This is a genomic window from Pseudomonas sp. NFXW11 (assembly GCF_049887815.1).
Classification (GTDB): Bacteria; Pseudomonadota; Gammaproteobacteria; order Pseudomonadales; family Pseudomonadaceae; genus Aquipseudomonas.
In genome coordinates this window covers 319,857-338,638 of record NZ_JAGEKI010000002.1, presented here as the reverse complement: position 1 = coordinate 338,638, position 18,782 = coordinate 319,857, and the positions used below count along the sequence as shown (strand labels likewise).

General features: G+C 65.7%; 20 protein-coding genes. 5 read left to right on the top strand and 15 right to left on the bottom strand.

Translation table 11 applies throughout. From position 1 onward, the window contains the following. Positions 1-115 precede the first annotated feature (115 nt). Positions 116-1,993 carry a DEAD/DEAH box helicase gene (locus tag J4P02_RS04845; protein ID WP_426188313.1) on the top strand — a complete coding sequence of 626 codons (1,878 nt, stop codon included), beginning with the start codon at positions 116-118 and terminating at the stop codon, positions 1,991-1,993. A 162-nt stretch (positions 1,994-2,155) separates the two neighbouring features. Here the strand turns inward: J4P02_RS04845 and J4P02_RS04840 are convergent, their stop codons facing one another. Together J4P02_RS04840 and J4P02_RS04835 are read right to left on the bottom strand one after the other, a co-directional pair. Then, a complete protein-coding gene (locus tag J4P02_RS04840) occupies positions 2,156-2,752 on the bottom strand; it encodes a YceI family protein (RefSeq protein ID WP_426188311.1) in 597 nt (198 codons plus the stop codon). Positions 2,753-2,784: 32 nt separating this feature from the next. Next, positions 2,785-3,336: a cytochrome b gene (locus J4P02_RS04835; RefSeq protein WP_426188309.1), complete on the bottom strand. Its 552-nt coding sequence runs from the start codon at positions 3,334-3,336 to the stop codon at positions 2,785-2,787. A 353-nt stretch (positions 3,337-3,689) separates the two neighbouring features. Between J4P02_RS04835 and J4P02_RS04830 the strand changes: the two genes are divergently transcribed. Together J4P02_RS04830 and J4P02_RS04825 are read left to right on the top strand one after the other, a co-directional pair. Further along, positions 3,690-5,096, top strand: coding sequence for an adenosylmethionine--8-amino-7-oxononanoate transaminase (locus J4P02_RS04830; RefSeq protein WP_426188307.1), 1,407 nt, complete (start codon positions 3,690-3,692; stop codon positions 5,094-5,096). Between the two features lie 173 nt (positions 5,097-5,269). Continuing rightward, positions 5,270-5,989: a 16S rRNA (uracil(1498)-N(3))-methyltransferase gene (locus tag J4P02_RS04825; RefSeq protein WP_426188305.1), complete on the top strand. Its 720-nt coding sequence runs from the start codon at positions 5,270-5,272 to the stop codon at positions 5,987-5,989. Positions 5,990-6,079: 90 nt separating this feature from the next. Here the strand turns inward: J4P02_RS04825 and J4P02_RS04820 are convergent, their stop codons facing one another. From J4P02_RS04820 to J4P02_RS04810, 3 genes are read right to left on the bottom strand one after another with little or no spacing between them, the layout of a single operon-like run. Next, positions 6,080-6,982, bottom strand: coding sequence for a transporter substrate-binding domain-containing protein (locus tag J4P02_RS04820; protein WP_426188303.1), 903 nt, complete (start codon positions 6,980-6,982; stop codon positions 6,080-6,082). Positions 6,983-6,984: 2 nt separating this feature from the next. Continuing rightward, entirely contained in the window at positions 6,985-7,362 is a 378-nt protein-coding gene (locus J4P02_RS04815; protein WP_426188301.1) for a RidA family protein, read from the bottom strand. A gap of 26 nt (positions 7,363-7,388) precedes the next feature. Beyond that, a complete protein-coding gene (locus J4P02_RS04810) occupies positions 7,389-8,630 on the bottom strand; it encodes a D-amino acid dehydrogenase (protein WP_426188299.1) in 1,242 nt (413 codons plus the stop codon). Positions 8,631-8,736: 106 nt separating this feature from the next. Here J4P02_RS04810 and J4P02_RS04805 point away from each other — a divergent pair, with 106 nt between their 5' ends. Next, positions 8,737-9,642 (top strand): LysR family transcriptional regulator, encoded by a 906-nt coding sequence (locus J4P02_RS04805; protein ID WP_426188297.1) that lies wholly within the window; start codon positions 8,737-8,739, stop codon positions 9,640-9,642. Positions 9,643-9,759: 117 nt separating this feature from the next. Here the strand turns inward: J4P02_RS04805 and trhA are convergent, their stop codons facing one another. After that, a complete protein-coding gene (trhA, locus tag J4P02_RS04800) occupies positions 9,760-10,377 on the bottom strand; it encodes a PAQR family membrane homeostasis protein TrhA (protein ID WP_426188295.1) in 618 nt (205 codons plus the stop codon). Positions 10,378-10,538: 161 nt separating this feature from the next. Between trhA and J4P02_RS04795 the strand changes: the two genes are divergently transcribed. Continuing rightward, positions 10,539-11,456 (top strand): LysR family transcriptional regulator, encoded by a 918-nt coding sequence (locus J4P02_RS04795; protein WP_426188293.1) that lies wholly within the window; start codon positions 10,539-10,541, stop codon positions 11,454-11,456. Positions 11,457-11,477: 21 nt separating this feature from the next. Here the strand turns inward: J4P02_RS04795 and madM are convergent, their stop codons facing one another. From madM to mdcA, 9 genes are all read right to left on the bottom strand, one after another. Then, a complete protein-coding gene (gene madM, locus J4P02_RS04790) occupies positions 11,478-12,245 on the bottom strand; it encodes a malonate transporter subunit MadM (RefSeq protein WP_426188291.1) in 768 nt (255 codons plus the stop codon). 5 nt (positions 12,246-12,250) lie between these two features. After that, positions 12,251-12,652 carry a malonate transporter subunit MadL gene (madL, locus tag J4P02_RS04785; protein WP_426188289.1) on the bottom strand — a complete coding sequence of 134 codons (402 nt, stop codon included), beginning with the start codon at positions 12,650-12,652 and terminating at the stop codon, positions 12,251-12,253. A 67-nt stretch (positions 12,653-12,719) separates the two neighbouring features. Continuing rightward, on the bottom strand, positions 12,720-13,658 hold the full coding sequence (mdcH, locus tag J4P02_RS04780) for a malonate decarboxylase subunit epsilon (protein WP_426188287.1): 939 nt from the start codon (positions 13,656-13,658) through the stop codon (positions 12,720-12,722). Then, the gene (locus tag J4P02_RS04775; RefSeq protein WP_426188285.1) at positions 13,655-14,281 is read right to left on the bottom strand and encodes a malonate decarboxylase holo-ACP synthase; all 627 of its coding nucleotides are present in this window, start codon (positions 14,279-14,281) and stop codon (positions 13,655-13,657) included. Before J4P02_RS04775 ends, mdcH begins: the two co-directional genes overlap by 4 nt. Further along, on the bottom strand, positions 14,278-15,081 hold the full coding sequence (mdcE, locus tag J4P02_RS04770) for a biotin-independent malonate decarboxylase subunit gamma (protein WP_426188283.1): 804 nt from the start codon (positions 15,079-15,081) through the stop codon (positions 14,278-14,280). The genes J4P02_RS04775 and mdcE overlap by 4 nt, the downstream gene beginning before the upstream one ends. Then, complete coding sequence (locus J4P02_RS04765; RefSeq protein WP_426188281.1) at positions 15,078-15,929, bottom strand: biotin-independent malonate decarboxylase subunit beta; 852 nt, start codon at positions 15,927-15,929, stop codon at positions 15,078-15,080. The genes mdcE and J4P02_RS04765 overlap by 4 nt, the downstream gene beginning before the upstream one ends. After that, positions 15,922-16,221: a malonate decarboxylase subunit delta gene (locus J4P02_RS04760; protein WP_426188279.1), complete on the bottom strand. Its 300-nt coding sequence runs from the start codon at positions 16,219-16,221 to the stop codon at positions 15,922-15,924. The genes J4P02_RS04765 and J4P02_RS04760 overlap by 8 nt, the downstream gene beginning before the upstream one ends. Further along, entirely contained in the window at positions 16,221-17,096 is an 876-nt protein-coding gene (locus tag J4P02_RS04755; RefSeq protein WP_426188277.1) for a triphosphoribosyl-dephospho-CoA synthase, read from the bottom strand. The genes J4P02_RS04760 and J4P02_RS04755 overlap by 1 nt, the downstream gene beginning before the upstream one ends. After that, positions 17,096-18,772: a malonate decarboxylase subunit alpha gene (gene mdcA / locus J4P02_RS04750; protein WP_426188275.1), complete on the bottom strand. Its 1,677-nt coding sequence runs from the start codon at positions 18,770-18,772 to the stop codon at positions 17,096-17,098. Before mdcA ends, J4P02_RS04755 begins: the two co-directional genes overlap by 1 nt. Between the last annotated feature and the right edge of the window lie 10 nt (positions 18,773-18,782).

The window sequence follows — 18,782 nt, the reverse complement described above, 5'->3', positions numbered from 1 at the left end:
CGGTGGATGGGTTTTCAGGCCAGCAGGACCGGACGGGATTGCGTCCTCTTGAACGCCATTCGCGCCCGGCAAGATTATCCCTTTGGGCCAAGCCCTCACTAAAACAGGATTACTCATGTCCTTTGCTTCCCTCGGTCTCTCCGAGGCTTTAGTCGGTGCCATCGAAGCCGCCGGCTATACCCAGCCTACTCCGGTGCAACAGCGGGCCATTCCCGCCGTGTTGCAAGGTCGCGATCTGATGGTCGCGGCACAGACAGGTACTGGTAAGACCGGCGGTTTCGCCCTGCCGATCCTGGAACGCCTGTTCCCCAACGGTCACCCGGACAAGTCCCAGCGTCACGGCCCGCGCCAACCCCGGGTACTGGTCCTGACCCCGACCCGCGAACTGGCCGCGCAGGTGCATGACAGCTTCAAGCTGTACGCCCGCGACCTGAAGTTCGTCAGCGCCTGCATCTTCGGCGGTGTCGGCATGAACCCCCAGGTACAGGCCATGGCCCGTGGCGTCGACGTCCTGGTGGCGTGCCCCGGTCGCCTGCTGGACCTGGCCGGCCAGGGCAGCGTCGATCTGTCCCACGTGGAAATCCTGGTGCTCGACGAAGCCGACCGCATGCTCGACATGGGCTTTGTCCATGACGTCAAGAAGGTCCTCGCCCGCCTCCCGGCCAAGCGCCAGAACCTGCTGTTCTCCGCGACCTTCTCCAAAGACATCACGGACCTGGCCGGCAAGCTGCTGCACAACCCCGAGCGCATCGAAGTCACCCCGCCGAACACCACGGTGGAGCGTATCGAGCAGCGGGTGTTCCGTCTGCCGGCCAGCCACAAGCGCGCGTTGCTGGCGCACCTGATCACCGCTGGCGCCTGGGAACAGGTACTGGTGTTCACCCGTACCAAGCATGGTGCCAACCGCCTGGCCGAGTACCTGGACAAGCACGGCCTGAGCGCCGTGGCGATCCACGGTAACAAGAGCCAGAACGCCCGCACCAAGGCCCTGGCCGACTTCAAGGCCGGCGACGTACGTATCCTCGTGGCCACCGATATCGCCGCCCGCGGCCTGGATATCGACCAGCTGCCCCACGTGGTCAACTTCGAGTTGCCCAACGTCGATGAAGACTACGTGCACCGTATCGGCCGTACCGGCCGCGCCGGTCGCTCGGGCGAGGCCATCTCCCTGGTGGCTCCGGACGAAGAGAAGCTGCTGAAAAGCATCGAGCGCATGACCAAGCAGAAGATCGCCGACGGCGACCTGATGGGCTTCGATGCCAGCGCCGTGGAAGCCGAGAAACCGGAAGTGCGTGAGCGGCCGGACGTGCGCAACCCGCGCAACGCCCGGGGTCCTCGTGGCGAGGGCGCCAACACCGGCGCCAGCGGGCGCAAGGACAAGGGCAAGGACAAGGGCGGCAAGGACAAGCCGGCCCGTGGCGAACGCCCGGCCCGCGAGCAGAAGCCGCGCGAAGGCACCCCGGCCCGCGAACAGCGCCAGGCTGCCCCTCGTGCTGATCGGGCTCCGGACGAGTTCCTCGATGACGACGTGGACAACTTCGGCAACCGCGCCGACTACGTCAGCCCTTACCAGAACAAGGGCGGCCAGGGCCGCGGTCGTCGTCCTGGGGCTCCGGCCCAGGGTGCTGGCGCCGGCAACCCACCGCGTGGCGGTGCTGGTGGTGCTGGCGGCGGCCAGGGTCGCTCCGGCAACCCGCGCAACAGTGGCGCTGGCGGCACCGGCAGTGCGCCGGCCAAGCGCACGGGCGGCCAGCGCAATGGCGCGGCCCGTGACGGCCAGGGCCAGGGTCGTCGCGAAGAATCGCGCAACCGCCGCCCGAACCGTGACGACCAGGGGCGCCAGGAGCCTGCGGTGCAGAATACTCGGAGCACTCAGCCGAAGATCATGCACAAGGAGTCCAAGGCCGATCGTTTCCCTACGCCTGAGCAGCTGGACCAGCTGCCAAGCCGTCCACGGGGCGAGAAGCCAGCGCTGCTGACCCGCAACCGCTGAGCCTCCCACGGCAATGAAAAACGCCCCTGGTCGCAAGACCCGGGGCGTTTTTTTGTGGGCGCCGACTGACCGGTGAAAACCGCCTTCGCCAGCAAGCTGGCTCCTACAGGCAGCAAAAAAAACGCCGACACGAGGTCGGCGTTTGTATTGCTGCCAGCGAAATTACTTCGCTTTCACACCTTCGAAGCTGATGTACAGGTCGACGTTGTTGGACGCCGGGCCCAGGTCCATCATCTTGCCGAAATCCTGGCGATTGATGCTGGTGGTGCCTTCGAAGCCGGCACGGTAGCCGCCCCATGGATCCTTGCCTTCGCCCAGGAAGGTGGCCTTGACCACTACGGGCTTGGTCACGCCGTGCAGGGTCAGGTCGCCGGCCACGTCGGCGGTCAGCTTGCCATCGGCGTTCTTACCGGTGGGCTTGACGCTGGTGGAGACGAACTTGGCATCGGCGAATTTGCTCGATTCCAGGAAGTCCTTGCTGGTGATGTGCTTGTCACGCTCGGCGTGGTTGGTGAACACGCTGGCGGTGCGCACGTTGACTTCGATCTTGGCATCTTCGGGCTTGGCTGCGTCGAAGCTGAACTTGCCGTCCAGGTCCTTGAAGGTACCGGTGATGAAGCTGTAGCCCAGGTGGCTGATCTTGAAATCGACGAAGGCGTGCTGGCCTTCCTTGTCGATCACGTAGTCGGCAGCCATTGCCTGGCCGGCCAGCAGTGCAGCGGAACCGAATGCCAGAGCGGCGAGAGTCTTTTTCAACATGCTTTCTATTCCTTTTGAGTCAAGGTTGAACATCAGGCTTTGCGGCCCAGCATACGGGTCAGGGTCGCGTCACGATCGATAAAGTGGTGCTTCAGCGCGGCCAGGCCATGCAGGCCGGCGAAAATCACCAGCGCCCAGGCCAGGTACAGATGCACCACACCAGCTACATCTGCCTGGTCCGGCAGTCCGGAAACCAGGGCAGGTACTTCAAACAAGCCAAACACCGGGATACCCACGCCATCGGCGGTGGAAATCAGGTAACCGGCAATCATCACCGCGAACAGGCCCAGGTAAAGCAGGCCATGCCCCAGCTTGGCGCCCAGGCGGGTCAGGGCCCCATGGCTGACCGGCGCCGGTGGCGGCGGGCTGACAAAGCGCCACAGCACCCGCAGCAACATGATCGCCAACAGCGTCAGGCCAATACTCTTGTGCAGGTCCGGAGCGTCTTTGCGCCAGGTGCTGTAGTAGTCCAGACCGACCATCCACAAGCCCAGGGCAAACAGCCCGAACACTGCCAAAGCCACGCCCCAGTGCAGAACAATGCTGACCCAGCCGTAGCGCGAAGAAGAATTACGTAACTGCATCGAGTTGCATCCTGTAAGAAACGCTGACCAAGACTAGCGATTTACCTATCGAATTAAAGCGGAAATTTTCGCTTTGAAATATCGAGAAATACGATCGAAAGTCTGGACCTGGCTCGTTAAGAAAAGATTAAGGGCATTTTCAGACCCGTCAGATATACCCAAGGACTCGTGCCCTGGTCACCCCCGGATACGTCTTTGCCCACAAGGCGCATGCGCCCCCGATACAACAGGTTGTCCCGCGGCCATGCATTGCATAGGCTTGCCCGATTGTTCGCCCGCGTCGTCAGCACCTGCCCAAACGCCCACCCGAGGCACCGGCAGGTTCTCGGCGAACCGCCCCCAGGAGACTCTACATGGGCCTGAATAACCAGTGGATGCAACGCGACCTCGCCGTGCTCTGGCATCCCTGCACCCAGATGAAAGACCACGAACAACTGCCTTTGATCCCGATCAAGCGCGGAGAAGGCGTGTGGCTGGAAGATTTCGAAGGCAAGCGCTACCTCGACGCGGTCAGTTCCTGGTGGGTCAATGTGTTCGGCCACGCCAACCCGCGCATCAACCAGCGCATCAAGGACCAGGTCGACCAGCTGGAACACGTGATCCTTGCCGGCTTTAGCCACCAGCCTGTGATCGAGCTGTCCGAGCGCCTGGTGCAGATCACGCCCGAGGGCCTGACCCGCTGTTTCTATGCCGACAACGGTTCGTCGTGCATCGAAGTGGCGATGAAGATGAGCTTTCACTACTGGATCAACCGCGGCCAGCCGGCCAAGAAGCGCTTCGTCACCCTGAGCAACAGCTACCACGGCGAAACCATCGCCGCCATGTCGGTGGGCGATGTGCCGCTGTTCACCGAAACCTACAAGGCCCTGCTGCTGGACACCCTCAAGGTGCCAAGCCCCGACTGCTACCTGCGGCCCGAGGGCATGAGCTGGGAAGAACACTCGCGGAACATGTTCGCCGCCATGGAACAGACCCTGGCCGAGCATCACGCCAGCGTGGCCGCGGTGATAGTCGAGCCGCTGATCCAGGGCGCTGGCGGCATGCGCATGTACCACCCGGTGTACCTCAAGCTGCTGCGTGAAGCCTGCGACCGCTACGGCGTGCACCTGATCCACGATGAAATCGCCGTGGGCTTCGGCCGCACCGGCACGATGTTCGCCTGCGAGCAGGCCGGCATCCGCCCGGATTTCCTCTGCCTGTCCAAGGCCCTGACCGGTGGCTACCTGCCCCTGGCCGCATGCATGACCACCGATGAGGTCTACAGCGCCTTCTACGACGACTACCCGACCCTGCGCGCCTTCCTCCACTCCCACAGCTACACCGGCAACCCCCTGGCCTGTGCTGCGGCCCTGGCGACCCTGGACATCTTCGAGCAGGACAACGTCGTCGACAACAACCGCGCCCTGGCCCAGCGCATGGCCAGTTCCACGGCGCACCTGGTGGACCACCCGCACGTCGCCGAAGTGCGCCAGACCGGCATGGTGCTGGCCATCGAGATGGTCCAGGACAAGGCCAGCAAGGCCGCCTACCCCTGGCAGGAACGGCGTGGCCTGAAAGTCTTCCAGCACGCCCTGGAACGCGGTGCGCTGTTGCGTCCCCTGGGCAGCGTGGTGTATTTCCTGCCGCCTTACGTGATCACCCCGGAGCAGATCGACTTCCTCGCCGAAGTGGCCAGCGAAGGCATCGATATCGCCACCAGCGACAAGGTCAGCGTGGCGGTGCCCAAGGACTTCCATCCGGACTTCCGCGATCCGGGCTAGAGCGGACCATTGATTGTGGCGAGGGAGCTTGCTCCCGCTGGACCGCACAGCGGTCCCAGCATCAGGTAGTGCGAGCGCCCCGGCAGATTCAACGACGGCTTCGCCGCCGAGCGGGAGCAAGCTCCCTCGCCACAGAATGCTTTTCACCGATTCAAATTCAACAGAGAACCCAGATGAGATTGTCCCGCTTCTTTATCGACGCCCCCCTCGGCCTCGGCGAACATCAGTTGCCGGAAGCCCAGGCCCACTACATCGGCCGCGTGCTGCGCATGGCCGAAGGTGATGCCTTGCAACTGTTCGACGGCTCGGGCATGGAGTATCGCGGCAACCTGGTGGAAGTCGGCAAGAAGCAGGTACGGGTGCGCCTGGATGAAAGCTTCGCCGGTCAGCAAGAGTCACCGCTGCAGATCCACCTGGGCCAGGGCCTGTCCCGGGGCGAACGCATGGACTGGGCGATCCAAAAAGCCACCGAGCTGGGTGTCAGCGAGATCACCCCGATCTTCAGCGAGCGCTGCGAAGTGCGGCTCAAGGACGAACGCGCTGACAAGCGCCTGCTGCACTGGCGCCAGGTGGCCATCAGCGCCTGCGAGCAATGCGGTCGCTCCCGCGTACCGCTGATTCACCCACCGCTGCTGCTGGCGGACTGGATCAAGCAGACCCAGGCCAACCTCAAGCTGGTGCTGCATCCGGTGGCCGAGCCCCTGGAAAGCCACGCCAAGCCTTCGACCCTGGCCTTCCTGATTGGCCCGGAAGGGGGTCTTGGCGACGCCGAGGTGGAGCAGGCCCATGGCGCCGGCTTCCTCCCGGCGCGCCTGGGCCCCCGCGTGCTGCGCACCGAAACCGCCCCCGTGGTGGCCCTGGCCGTGGCCCAGCAACTCTGGGGCGATTTTTAACGAACTGGCCGGGCGGCGTTCCGCTTGCCAGCGAAGGCGCCGGCAAGCGCAGCGCAAGGTTCAAGGACCTATTCGCCGGCAAGCCGGCTCCTACTGCACCGGGTCGCTGGTGGGCTGGGCGATGATCGCCTTCAGCTCGCTGGTCATGGGGAACTCCAGGTTCAGGCCCTTGGGCGGAATCGGCTGCTGGAACCAGCGCTGGTAGATGCCGTCGATCTCCCCGGAGCGGTAGAGGTCCGCCAGGGCACCGTTGACCAGGGCCAGGAACTGCGGGTCGTCCTTGCGCACCATGCAGCTGTAGATCTCCCGCGACTGCTCCTCGCCCACCACCACCCAGTTGTGCGGGTCACGCGCCTTGGCCCGCTCGCCGTAGAGCAGCGCATCGTCCATGTAGAAGGCCGCGGCCCGCCCCGACTGCAGCATCTGGAAGGCCTCGCCATGGTCCTTGGCGCTGATCACGAACATATCCACCTTGTGTTCGATGTTGTAGCTCTTGAGAAAGCGTTCGTTGGTGGTGCCGGCGGTGGTTACCACGTTCTTCCCGCGCAGGTCGGCGAAACTCTTGATCCCGCTGTCCTTGGCGGTGAGCAACTGGCCTTTGACATAGATGAAGCCATAGGAAAACGCCACCTGCTTCTGCCGTTCGGCGGTCACCCCGGTGGAGCCGCATTCCAGGTCTACGGTGCCGTTCTGCACCAGGGGAATGCGCGTCTGCGAAGTCACCAGGTTGTACTTCACCGCCAGCCGCGGCAGCTGCAATTGCTGCTGGATGCGTTCCACCACCTTGCCCGCCAGCGCCACCGAGTAGCCCATGGGCTTGCCGCTGTTGTCACCGATATAGGAAAACGGCACCGAAGCATCGCGATAACCCAAGGTGATGCTGGCGTTGTTGGCGATCTTCGCCAAGGTGCCGTCCAGGGGCGCCTGATTGGCTTGGGCGACGGCGCTGAACAACAGCCCCAGGGTGCAGCCGAGCAACGTGATCTTATGCATTGTTATTCTCCGTTGGGGTTGAGGGCGCTGGCGCGACGAGCCGCGATAACGCTGATTTCGACAAGGATTTGCGGCCGTGCCAGGGCCGCTTGCAGCGTGGTGCGGGCCGGTGCCTGGCCGGCAGGCAACCAGGCCGCCCAGACCTCGTTCATGGCGCCGAAGTCGGCCTGGATATCCTTGAGGTAGAGGGTCGCGCTGAGCAAATGATGCTTGTCGCTGCCGGCCTCGGCCAGCAAGGCGTCGATCTTCTCCAGCACCTCGCGGGTCTGGCCGGCGATATCCGTACTGGCCCCCGGCACCTGGCCAGAAAGGAACACCAGGTCGGCGAAGGTCACGGCGCCGCTAAGGCGCGGGTTGCTGTGGAGACGCTGGATACTCATGAAAAACTCCTGGGGCAAGGGAAGGTTCAGGCGGCGCGGGGCGCCAGGCCCTGCATGTCGATACTGGTGGGGCGCTGGGCGATCAGTTCGCCCAGCAGCTGGCCACTGCCACAGGCCAGGGTGAAACCCAGAGCGCCATGACCGAGGTTGAGCCACAGGTTGCGATAGGCGCTGGCGCCGATCAGCGGCACCCCGCTGGGGGTCGCCGGGCGCATGCCGGCCCATTCGCTGGCGGCGGCGTAGTCACCGGCGTTGGCGAAGGTCTCTGCCGCCTGGCGCCGCATCAGGGCTAGGCGCTGCGGGTCCGGCGCGGGGTCGAAGCCGACGATATCGACCATGGCCGCTACCCGTAGCTGCTGGCCGATGCGCGCATAGACGATCTTGCGGTTGTAGTCGGTGATGCTGATGTCCGGCGCCCGGTGCTGCGCGCCGATGGGCACGCTGAGGCTGTAGCCCTTGAGCGGATAAAGCGGCAGCGCCAGCCCCGGCAGGCGCAATTCGGCGCTGCGATGCCCGGCCGCCAGCACCAGATGCTCCACCGGCAACAGGCGCTCGCCCAGATCGATGGCCTGCACCCGGTCGCCCCGATGATGAATGCCCCGCACCCGCTGCCCCAGGAGAATTTCGCAACGCCCCGAGGCCCGCAGCCGTGCTGCCAGTTGCTGGCAGAAGGCATGACAGTCGGCCACCTCTTCGTCCGGGGTGTAGATGCCACCCATGAAGGATGTCTCTCCCAATGTCGGCTCCAGGGCCGCGCATTCGGCAGCCGACAGTACCTGCTGCTGGCGGCTGTCGGCGAGGTTGTGCCGGGCATGCTCGAAGCTGCCGGGTTCACGAAAGGTCACCAGCTTGCCATTGCGCCGCCAGTCGAAGTCTTCCAGGGCATCCTCTTCGCGCCAGCGTTGCAGGGTGGCCTGGCTAAGCAGCGCCAGACGCAACAGATGCGCGCCATTGCGCTGGTTCACCGAACGCCGGCAGGCGCCGAGAAACCCCGCCAGCCAGCGCCACTGCGCCGGGTCCAGGCGTGGCCGCAGCTTGAGCGGCGAATCTCCCTTGAGCATCCAGCCCAGGGCCTGCCAGGGCACCCCGGCATCGGCCAGGGGTGCCACATAGCGATAGGACAGTTGCCCGCCATTGGCGAAGCTGGTCTGGCTGCCCAGGGACTCCTGGGCCTCCACCAGGGTCACCTCGAACCCCTGGCGCACCAGGGCATAGGCGCTGGCCAGGCCTATGACTCCACCGCCGATAATGCACACCTGCTGACTCATGACCGCCCCTGCCCGGAAATTCAATGAGCCGAGGTTAGGGCCAGGTGACAGGCGCCGGACAATGAATAAAGATGGCCCTCCCATAAACCAAGGTTATGGACTGCCCATGCGCCTTCGGCATATCGAGATTTTCCAGGCCATTCGCCAGGCCGGCTCCATCAGCGGCGCCGCGCAGCTTCTGCACGTCTCGCAACCGGCGGTGACCAAGGTGCTGCAACACGCCGAGCAGCAGCTGGGTTTTGCGCTGTTCCTGCGGGTACGGGGCAAGCTGCAGCCCACCCCGGAAGCCCTGGAGCTGGAACGCGAGGTGGACAAGGTCAGCGAAAGCCTGCAAGGCGTGCGGCGCCTGGCTCAGAGCCTGCGCCGGGCCCCGGGCCACAGCCTGCGCATCGGTGCCACCCCGGCCCTGGCCCTGGCCCTGCTGCCGCCGGCCATCAGCCAATGGACCCGCCTCTACCCCGAGAGCCTGTGCGAACTGTCCAGCGCCCATAGCCGCGAGCTGGTGCAGAACCTGTTGATGCGCGAAATCGATGTCGCCCTGACCCTGCAACGCCCGGATCACCCTGGCTTGAGTGCCCAGGCCCTGGCTCAGGGGGTGCTGGTGGCGCTGGCGCCGCAGGGCTACTGGCCACAGGAAGCGCTAGGCCAGCCGCTGGCGCTGCAGGAACTGGCAGATGCGCCACTGATCGGCCTGAGCAGCGCCGACCCGCTGTCAGCCAGGCTCGACAGCTACCTCAAGACCGTAGAGCCGCCACCGCGAATCAGCATCGCGGTGCAGACCTACTCCCTGGCCCGGGCCATGGTGGAATCCGGCGCCGGCCTGGCCTTGATCGATCCCTTCACCGCCCTGGGCGCCGCACCGGCCAGCACCGCCATCCGGCCCCTGCGCCCGGCGCTGCCGATCACCCTGTACGCCGTGACCCGCGCCACCGAACCGCCGCCCCACACCCTGGCCAGCCTGCTGCAGATCTTCGCCCAACAGGCCCAAGCCCAGCTCGACAGCCCCCTGTAGCAGCTGGCCGGGCGGCGTTCCGCTTGCCAGCGAAGGCGCCCCTGAGTTTGGTGCAAGTCTTGCGGGCCTTTTCGCCAGCAAGCTGGCTCCTACAACAGCCCCCGTGCATGCCGGCGCCTACAGGACGTAAAACAGGATGGCGACGAAATGCAGCAGGCTGCCGGCGATCACGAACAGGTGCCAGATGCCGTGGGCATGGCGCAACCGGCTGTCCAGGGCAAAGAAGATGATGCCCACCGTGTACAGCACCCCGCCCGCCGCCAGCCAGGCAAAACCGGCAGGCCCCAGGGCCGCCAGCAGCGGCTTGACCGCCACCAGCACGATCCAGCCCATCACCGCATAGATCACGATGGAGAGGATGCGCGCCTCGGAACGTGGCTTGATCTCTTGGAGAATGCCGATCAGCGCCAGCCCCCAGACGATGCCGAACAGCGCCCAGCCCCAAGGCCCGCGCAGGGTCACCAGGCAGAATGGCGTGTAGCTGCCGGCAATCAGCAGGTAGATGGAAAAGTGATCGAGCTTCTGCATGATGCTTTTCTTGCGGCCACGCACGCTGTGGTAGACCGTGGACACGCTGTACAGCACCAGCAGGGTGAAGGCGTAGATCGCCACGCTGACGATCTTCCACGCGCTGCCATCGAGGCTGGCCAGAACCACCAGCCAGATGCCGCCGATAAACGCCGCGACCGCCCCCAGCAGGTGGGTCCAGGCGTTGAATCTTTCTCCGTGATACATCCGTCGCTCACCCTGTAAACCTGAAAAATCAAAAAAGCACGCAAGCCTCAGGCCTGCAGTCTGACTACGCAATATGTCCATTGGGGCACAACCGGGAAAAAACCAGCGGCCACCGCCTGACTCATCGGGCATCATCAGGCCTCCTCACCAGAGTCCGGACCATGCTCATCGACGAAGAGTTGACCCTGAAGAAGCTCGAAGTGTTTCTGGCCTTTATGCGCACCGGCAACCTGGCCCGTGCCGCCAGCGAACTGCAGACCAGCAATGTCAGCGTGCACCGGGCCATCCATTCCCTGGAAAACGCCCTGCGCTGCCCGCTGTTCAAGCATGAGGGGCGCAACCTGACGCCCCTGGAAAGCGCCTTCGTGTTGGAAGAGCGGGCGCAGAAACTGGTGCAGGACGTGGTCGAGAGCGTACGCCTGACCCGCGAAGCCGCAGGCTTCTCGGCAGAACGTTTCAAGCTTGGCGCACTTTACTCACTGACGGTGAAAACCGTGCCGCAGCTGATCATGGGCCTCAAGCTGCGACGCAGCGAGCTGAATATCGACCTGATCCTGGGCTCCAATATCGACCTGTTGTACAAGCTCAAGAACATGGAAACCGACGCCATCCTGATTTCCCTGGACGACAGCGTCAATGACCCGGACTGCGAGCAGCTGCCGCTGTTTTCCGATGACATCTTCCTCGCCACGCCCGCCGACTCACCCTTTGCCCAGCAGGGCGAAGTCGACCTGGCCGACGTGCGCGATGCCACCTTCATTACCCTGACCCAGGGTTTTGCCACCCATCAGGACGGCGTGCGGGTGTTCAAGCAGGCGGGGTTCGAACCCAAGGTGGCGATGCAGGTCAACGACATCTTCACCCTGTTGAGCATGGTCAGCTCCGGGGTGGGCTATGCCTTGCTGCCAGGGAGGATTGCGGCGGTGTATGAAAACCGGGTGAAGCTGATCCCGCTGCAGGCGCGCTACCGCCTGCAGCAGCATATCGGCGTGGTCTTCCTCAAGGCCAAGGAGCGCGACCCGAACCTGCTGGCGCTGCTGGCCGAATGCCGGATGTACGCCAACCGCCAGGAGCCGTAGGCGTACTCGAGCGTCCGACAGTTAGGAACCCAGCAGCCCACGCATCAACAGGAACAGCAGCGAAGGCCCCAACAGGCAGCCCAGGGCGGTATAGAACGCCGCTGTCAGGCAACCGTAAGGCACCAGCTTCGGATCGGTGGCCGCCAGCCCCCCGGCAACACCGCTGGAAGTGCCCATCAGGCCGCCGAAAATCACTGCGGCGCGCGGGTTGTTGAGGCCGATCAGCGGTGCCACGAAAGGCGTCATGACCATCACCAGGATCGCCTTGATCAACCCCGCGGCAATCGACAGCGCCATGACCTCGGAACTGGCGCCGATCGCCGCGCCCGTCACTGGCCCGACAATGTAGGTCACCGCCCCGGCGCCGATGGTGGTCAGGCTCACCGCATCGGTATAACCGAAAGCCATCGCCACCCCGACTCCCGCCACAAAGGACGAGCCGACCCCGACGAACAGCGCTAGCACACCAACGAAACCAGCCCGCTTGAGCTCCTCGACACTGACCCCGAAGGCCGTGGCGACAATCGCGAAATCCCGCAGCATGGCCCCACCTAACAGGCCGATGCCCGACAGCAACGGGATATCCACCACGCCCTTCTGCCCGCCGGTAAAGGCACCGCCCACATAGGACAGCACCAGCCCCAGCAGGATGGCGATGGCCGAGCCATGCAGGCGGCCTTTGGTAAAGGTGTTGGAGATCCAGTAAGAGACCCACATGGTGATCCCGATCACCGCAAAACCGCTGATCAATCCGTAGCCGGTAATGACCTTCATCATCGATTCGTACATGGCCCTTACCCCACTGACTTCTGAGCAACGGCCGCGTCGGCCACATCCGGCGCCTTGTTGCCAATGCGCACCAGTACCGGTACCAGGGCAAAGGCGATCACCACCGCCAGGGTTCCCGCAAGGATCGCCATGGGCCCGCCCTTGAGCGCGCCATAGACATTCTGCTGTGCCGCCATGGCCACCACGATGGGGATATACACCGCGCCCCAGAACTCCACGCCCTGTTCGGACTTGCCAGTGAACAAGCCGCGCTTGTTCAGGTAGCTGCCCAGGCCGATCAGCAGCAGCATGGCAATGCCCACCCCGCCGACATTGGCCGGAACGCCGATCAGTTTGCCCAGCAGCTCACCGATGAAAATACCCACCAGGGTACAAAAGGCCAGGAAGGCCACACCGTAGATAATCATTGTTGTAGTCCTCAAAGTGCATCGTCGAAGTTGTTGTTCTTGTGCTTCGTCAGCCTGAGTCGGTGCTCTATCGGTCGCGGCGTTCCTCCTCTCGCAACAGCGCCTGCAAGGTGTCCAGGCGCGCGCCGTCGAAGGCGATCACCGAACCCTGTTCGAACACCCGGCGCGCCAGGCCGCTGAGCACGGCGCCGGGAGGCAGTTCGATCTGCAGGCGCACCCCACGCTCGTAGGCGCTCTGCACAGTGCCGCGCCAGTCCACGACCCGGCACATGTTGAACGCCAGGTCATCACGCAGCGCTTCCAGTGAACGTATCGGCCGCGCCCGGCTGCCGCTCAGGTAGCCGAGCCTGGGCAGTTGCAGGGGTACCTGGGCAAAGGCCGCGGCCAGGGCCTGGGCCGGTTGCTCCAGCAACGGGCAGTGGGACGGCACGCTGACAGCCAGGCGCCTGGCCACGCCCACCCCGCAACCCCGGGCCAGCTCGGCCACGGCCTGCATGGCGGCATCGCTGCCGGCGATCACCACCTGGTTGTCGGCATTGATATTGGCCAGGTACACCGGGCTCTGCGGGCTGTGGACCTGGGCCAGCAACCGCTCCACCTGGGCCAGTTCCAGGCCGATCAGCGCGGTCATGCCATAGCCCTGGGGATAGGCCTGCTGCATCAACTCGCCACGCAGGCTCACCAGGCGCAGGGCATCGGCAAATGACAAGGCCCCGGCCACCACCGCTGCCGGATAAGCCCCAATGGACAGCCCCGCCACACAGTCCGCGCGCAAGGTTTCGCCTTGCAGCAGGGTCCGCGCACAGGCCACCCCGGCGATCAGCAGGCACAGTTGCACCGCCCGGGTGTCGGCCAGGGCCTGCGGCGTATCCAAGGCCAGCACGTTTTCTCCCAGCACCTCGCCGGCCTCTTGCAGGCAGGCCAGCGCCTCGGGGCTCTGCGGCAGGCGCTGAAGCATGCCCGGCTGCTGCGCGCCCTGGCCCGGAAACACCAGCAGGCTGCTCATGCCACAGACTCCAGAACACCCCAGGGATCGTCCACCAGGCATGCGCCACTGGCGCTCTTGAGCAGCACCCGGGGTGCTGCCCCGGCCCATTCGCGCAGCGCCAGGGCGCCGGCCGGCACTTGCAATTGCATATCCACCGCACAGTCGGCGCGCTCCAGCCGCGCCAGCAACGCCCGGGCCCGCGCCCGGGAAAAGGCTTCGGGAGTGCGCAGTATCAGGTCCAGGTCGCTGCCTTGATGCAGCGCGCCAACCCCCGAGGCCAACTCATAGCCGGCGCTGCCACTGACGCCCCAGACCAGCCCCGTGGCGTCCAGTTCGTCACGCAGTTGCTGCAAGGCCCGCAGCGCCGGCCAAGGCTGCGCCACGGGCACCCGGCACAGGTCTTCGGGACGGACCCCGCGCTGCACCCGGTGCAACTCCAGCAACGCTGCATAACGCTGCTCCCGAGTCGCCCCGCGTAGCCCCACGGCAATCAACCCTGGCGCCGTCAGGGCGCGGCGCACCACCACCGGCTGGCCGGCCTCCAGCACCTCACGGGCCCAGTGCGGCGCATCGGCCGGCAACTGCGCCGGGTCCATGCCCCACAGCAGGTCGTGGGGCAGCCAGGGGCCGCGGGCGCTCACCACTGCTCCCGCAGCAATTGCCGCACTCGGCTCGACGCCGCACGGTTCGGCGCCCCCAGGCGGCTGCCCAGATCGACGCCCGTGGCGCGCACATCGGCAATCGCCGCCAGCAGGCACTGGCGCACCGCAGCCAGGTCCTGCGCCGTCGGCTGCTCGATCTGCTGCACCGACAAGGTTTCCCAGAGCAGGCCAAGGCCGGCATAGCTGTCGATGTCATAGGCCATGGGCGGCACGCTGGCGGCCAGGGCTTCGAGTTCCTCGACACTGCGCAGGGTCACCCGCGCCGCCGAAGCCTTGCCCATGGCATGCACCATCACCCCCGGGTCGCGCAGGGCGATCAGCCGGTTGGCCTGATAACCGTGGGCCAGGAAGGCCCCGGACATGGCCTTGCCCACCAGCAGGGCAATCACCGGATGCCCGGCCAGGCGTGCCCGGGCGTAGCTGTCGGCGGCCGCGGCCAGGGCCTGGTGAATGCCCAGGGCCTCTTCGCGGCGGCCATAGGCCTGGCTCGGTACATCCACCAGGGCGATCAGTGCCCGCTTGTGGGGTTGCTCGCGGTCGGCATCGATCAATTCGTCCACGGCCTTGGCCAGGCCCCAACCTTCCAGCAGGCCGACTTCCCCTTGGCGGGCACGAGGGAAGCGGTTTTGCGGATCACTGACCACGGCGATAAAGCGCACCGGTTGAGCGTCCAACTGGCCATCGGCAACCTTCAGCGAAGGCGGCAGGCCGGTCACGGTGGCGGCACCGTTGCTCAAGGCGTTGAACCAGTTCAGGCCCCTTGGGGAACTCGCACTCATGGACGGTCTCCTTGATACAGATCGCGAACGGTCGCCGCGTCGATTTGCGGCCCGGTATCCAGCCGCGCCAGGCGCTCCAGGAACCTTTCGGCCTCGCGGCTGCGTTGTCGTTCGGGCAGGCCCAGGGCCAAGAGCTCGCGGAGCTGGGCCCGGATCTGCGCCACATCGTCGGCCACATAACGGTCCGCCAGTTCACTGGCAAAGCGCTGTTCGCCGCCGCTCAGGCTCCAGATAAAGGGCCGGTCGCGGGAGTCGTACTCCTCGATCCCGGCTTCCTGTTCGATCACCTGCGGGCCGTTGAGCCCCAGGCGCGCTTCCTGGGTCACCAGCAGGTAGCTGCACAACCCGGCGGCGATCGACATGCCGCCAAAGCAGCCCACGCTGCCGGCCACCAGGCCGATCACCGGCTGGTACTGGCGCAGGTCGACTATGGCCGCGTGAATGTCGGCAATCGCCGCCAGCCCCAGGTTGGCTTCCTGCAAGCGCACGCCGCCGGTTTCCAGCAACAGCACGGCGCGGGTCGGGATGCCCTGGCGGTTATCCTCGGCGGCCAGCTCCAGGGCGCCGGCGATCTTCGCCCCGCCCACTTCTCCCAGGCTGCCGCCCTGGAACGCACCTTCGATGGCGGCGATCACCACCGGCAGGCCATCCATGCTGCCCTTGGCGATCACCACCCCGTCATCGGCCTGGGGCACCACGCCCTGACGCTCCAGCCAGGGCGACATCAGCCGTTGGAAAGGGTCGAGCAACTCGCGAAAGCTGCCGGCATCCAGCAAGGCTCGGGCCCGCTGCCGGGCGCCCAGCTCGACGAAACTCTGGGTGTTCAACAACGCCGTGCTGTCAGTCATGGCCGATCTCCTCGAAGCCCTGTTCCAGGCGCAGGCGCACCACCCCGGGGGTGGCGCCGAAATCATGGATATCGATCAGCAAGGCCGGCGGCGTCTGGCCGTCGAACATGCGCTCGAACAGGTGCTGCCAACGGGCCGCGCTGCCATTCACCGAGGTCTTGACCCGGATCGTCAGTTGGCCGGCCGCGGCCGGTTCCAGCAGTACTTCCAGGTCGCCGGAACCCACACAGCCCACCAGCGCCCGCCCACGACCGGGCTGGCCGGCGGGGAATTGAAAATTCAATGTTTCCATCAGAAGGCTCCCTGGGTAGAGGTTTCGCCGGATTCGATCCGGTCCAGCAGCAGGCTGGCCGCCAGCAGGTCGGCGGCGCCGCCGGGCGAGGCGTTCAGGCTCAACAGTTGCAGGTCCAGCTCATGCAGGCGGCGACGACCGGCCAGGCTGGCGCTGCCGCCAGCATCGAGCACCGCCTGGGCGCCCTGCTGCATGGCCACCAGGCCCGCTTCGCCAGCGCGATAGAGCACGCAGGTGTCCGCCAGCCGGCTCATGATCGCCAGCAGCGCATCGAGCCGGGCGTTCTGCTCGCCATGGCCCCGGGCCCGGCTGCGCTTGAGCTGCGGCAGCCCCCGCTGCAACACGGCGGGAAAGCCCTGCTGCGCCTCTTCGCGGGCGCCGTGCACGCCGTAGCGCAGTGCCACCTGGGCGCCGTGGCTGAGGGGACGTGGCGCGTAACGGTCGTCCAGCAGGGCCAGGCGCGCGGCCCGCAGTGCAACACTTTCGGCACTTCTGGATCGAGGCTCCAGGGCGGCAGCCGCCACCAACAGGCCCAGGGCCCAGATCGCCCCGCGATGGGTATTGACCCCGCCGGTGGTGGCCAGCATGGCCTGTTCGCCCTCGCGACCGATGCGCCCCAGGGCCTCGCGCAGGGGCAGGCCGACTGCGCCGAGCGCCAGGGCCGCTTCGGCCATTTCCTTGAACGCCGGCCACAGGGCCAGTGCCGAGGCGTGCATCAGGCCCAGGTGCAGGTCGCTATGGGCGCCGTTGCCACGACGGTCCACCAGGGCCGGCTTGGGTGAGAGGTCGGCCTCGTCGATCAAGGCGTCCACCGCCAGGTCCGCCAATTGCTCGGCCAGGCTCAGGGAAGGTGATTGCAGGTTGAGTGCGTGCATTACCAGCTCCTGAACTTGGCGGGCGGGTGGTACAGGCCGCCGGACCACTGCACCAGATCGGCGACGCTTTTCGCCGCCAGCAGCTCGCGACTGGCATCGGTGCGACGGATGCCCAGGTCTTCCGGCAGGGCAATCAGGCCCTCGCGGCGCATGCGTGCGGTGTCCTTGGGGTTGTGCCGCAGGCCGATGGCGGTGACCCCGGCCACCGCGGCGATCATCGCTCGGCGCTCCTCCAGGGAACGGGCCTTGTACAGGTAGGCGATGCCCTCCTCGGTGAGCAGGTGGGTGACGTCGTCGCCGTAGATCATGATCGGCGCCAGGGGCATGCCGCTGTTGCGCGCCACCTCCACCGCATCGAGGGTGTCGACGAAGGTCGGTTTGCCGCCTTCCTGGAAGGTTTCCACCATCTGCACCACCAGCTTCTTGCCGCGCTCGAGCATGGCCTCTGGCGCATCGCTCGGGTCTAGGCGCATGTCCAGCCAGGCCGGGGTGCCGTGGCGCCGCCCACGGGGGTCGTGGCCCATGTTCGGCGCGCCGCCGAAACCGGCCAGGCGGCCACGGGTCACGGTGGAGGAATGGCCATCGCCGTCCACCTGCAAGGTGGCGCCGATAAACAGGTCCACCGCGTACTGCCCGGCCAGTTGGCAGAACATCCGGTTGGAGCGCAGGGAGCCGTCGCGGCCGGTGAAGAACACGTCCGGGCGCGCAGCGATGTAGTGCTCCATGCCCAGTTCGGTGCCGAAGCAATGCACGCTTTGCACCCAGCCGCTTTCGATGGCCGGAATCAGGGTCGGATGGGGGTTGAGGGTCCAGTTGCGGCAGATCTTGCCCTTGAGCCCCAGGGATTCGCCGTAGGTGGGCAGGATCAGCTCGATGGCCGCGGTGTTGAAGCCGATACCGTGGTTCAGCGACTGCACATTGTGTTTTTCGTAGATGCCGCGGATCGCCATCATCGCCATCAGCACATGCACCGGCTTGATATGCCGCGGATCGCGGGTGAACAGCGGCTCGATATAGAACGGCTTGTCGGCCACCACCACGAAGTCCACCCAGGACGCCGGGATATCCACCCTGGGCAGCTCGCTGACATCGTCCACCAGCTGGTTGACCTGGACGATGACAATGCCGTCGCTGAAGGCCGCCGGCTCGATCAGCGCCGGGGTGTCCTCGGTGCTCGGGCCGGTGTAGATGTTGCCGGCGCGGTCGGCCATGAAGCCGGCACTGAGCACCACATTGGGGATCAGGTCCACCACCAGCCGCGCATAGAGTTCGATGTAGGTATGGATGGCGCCGACTTCCAGCAACCCGTCTTCCAGCAACTGGCTGATGCGCAGGCTCTGGGTGCCGGCGAAGGAAAAGTCGAGCTTGCGGGCGATGCCGCGTTCGAACAGGTCCAGGTGCTCGGCGCGGCCGACGCTGGGCATGATCATGTGCAGGTCATGCAGCTTGGCCGGGTCGGCCTTGGCCAGGGAGCGGGAGAGGAAGTCCGCTTGTTTCTGGTTGTTGCCCTCCAGCACCACCCGGTCGCCGGGCAGGATCAGGGCTTCCAGGGCCTGGACTATCTGGTCGCTGGGCAACACCACACCATCGGCGATGGCCCGCACCTGCTCGAGGCGGCGCTGCTTTTCGCCACGCCGCCGCGACCAGCGCGGCTCGGGGGATATTGTTGTTGTCATGCTCGCTCCA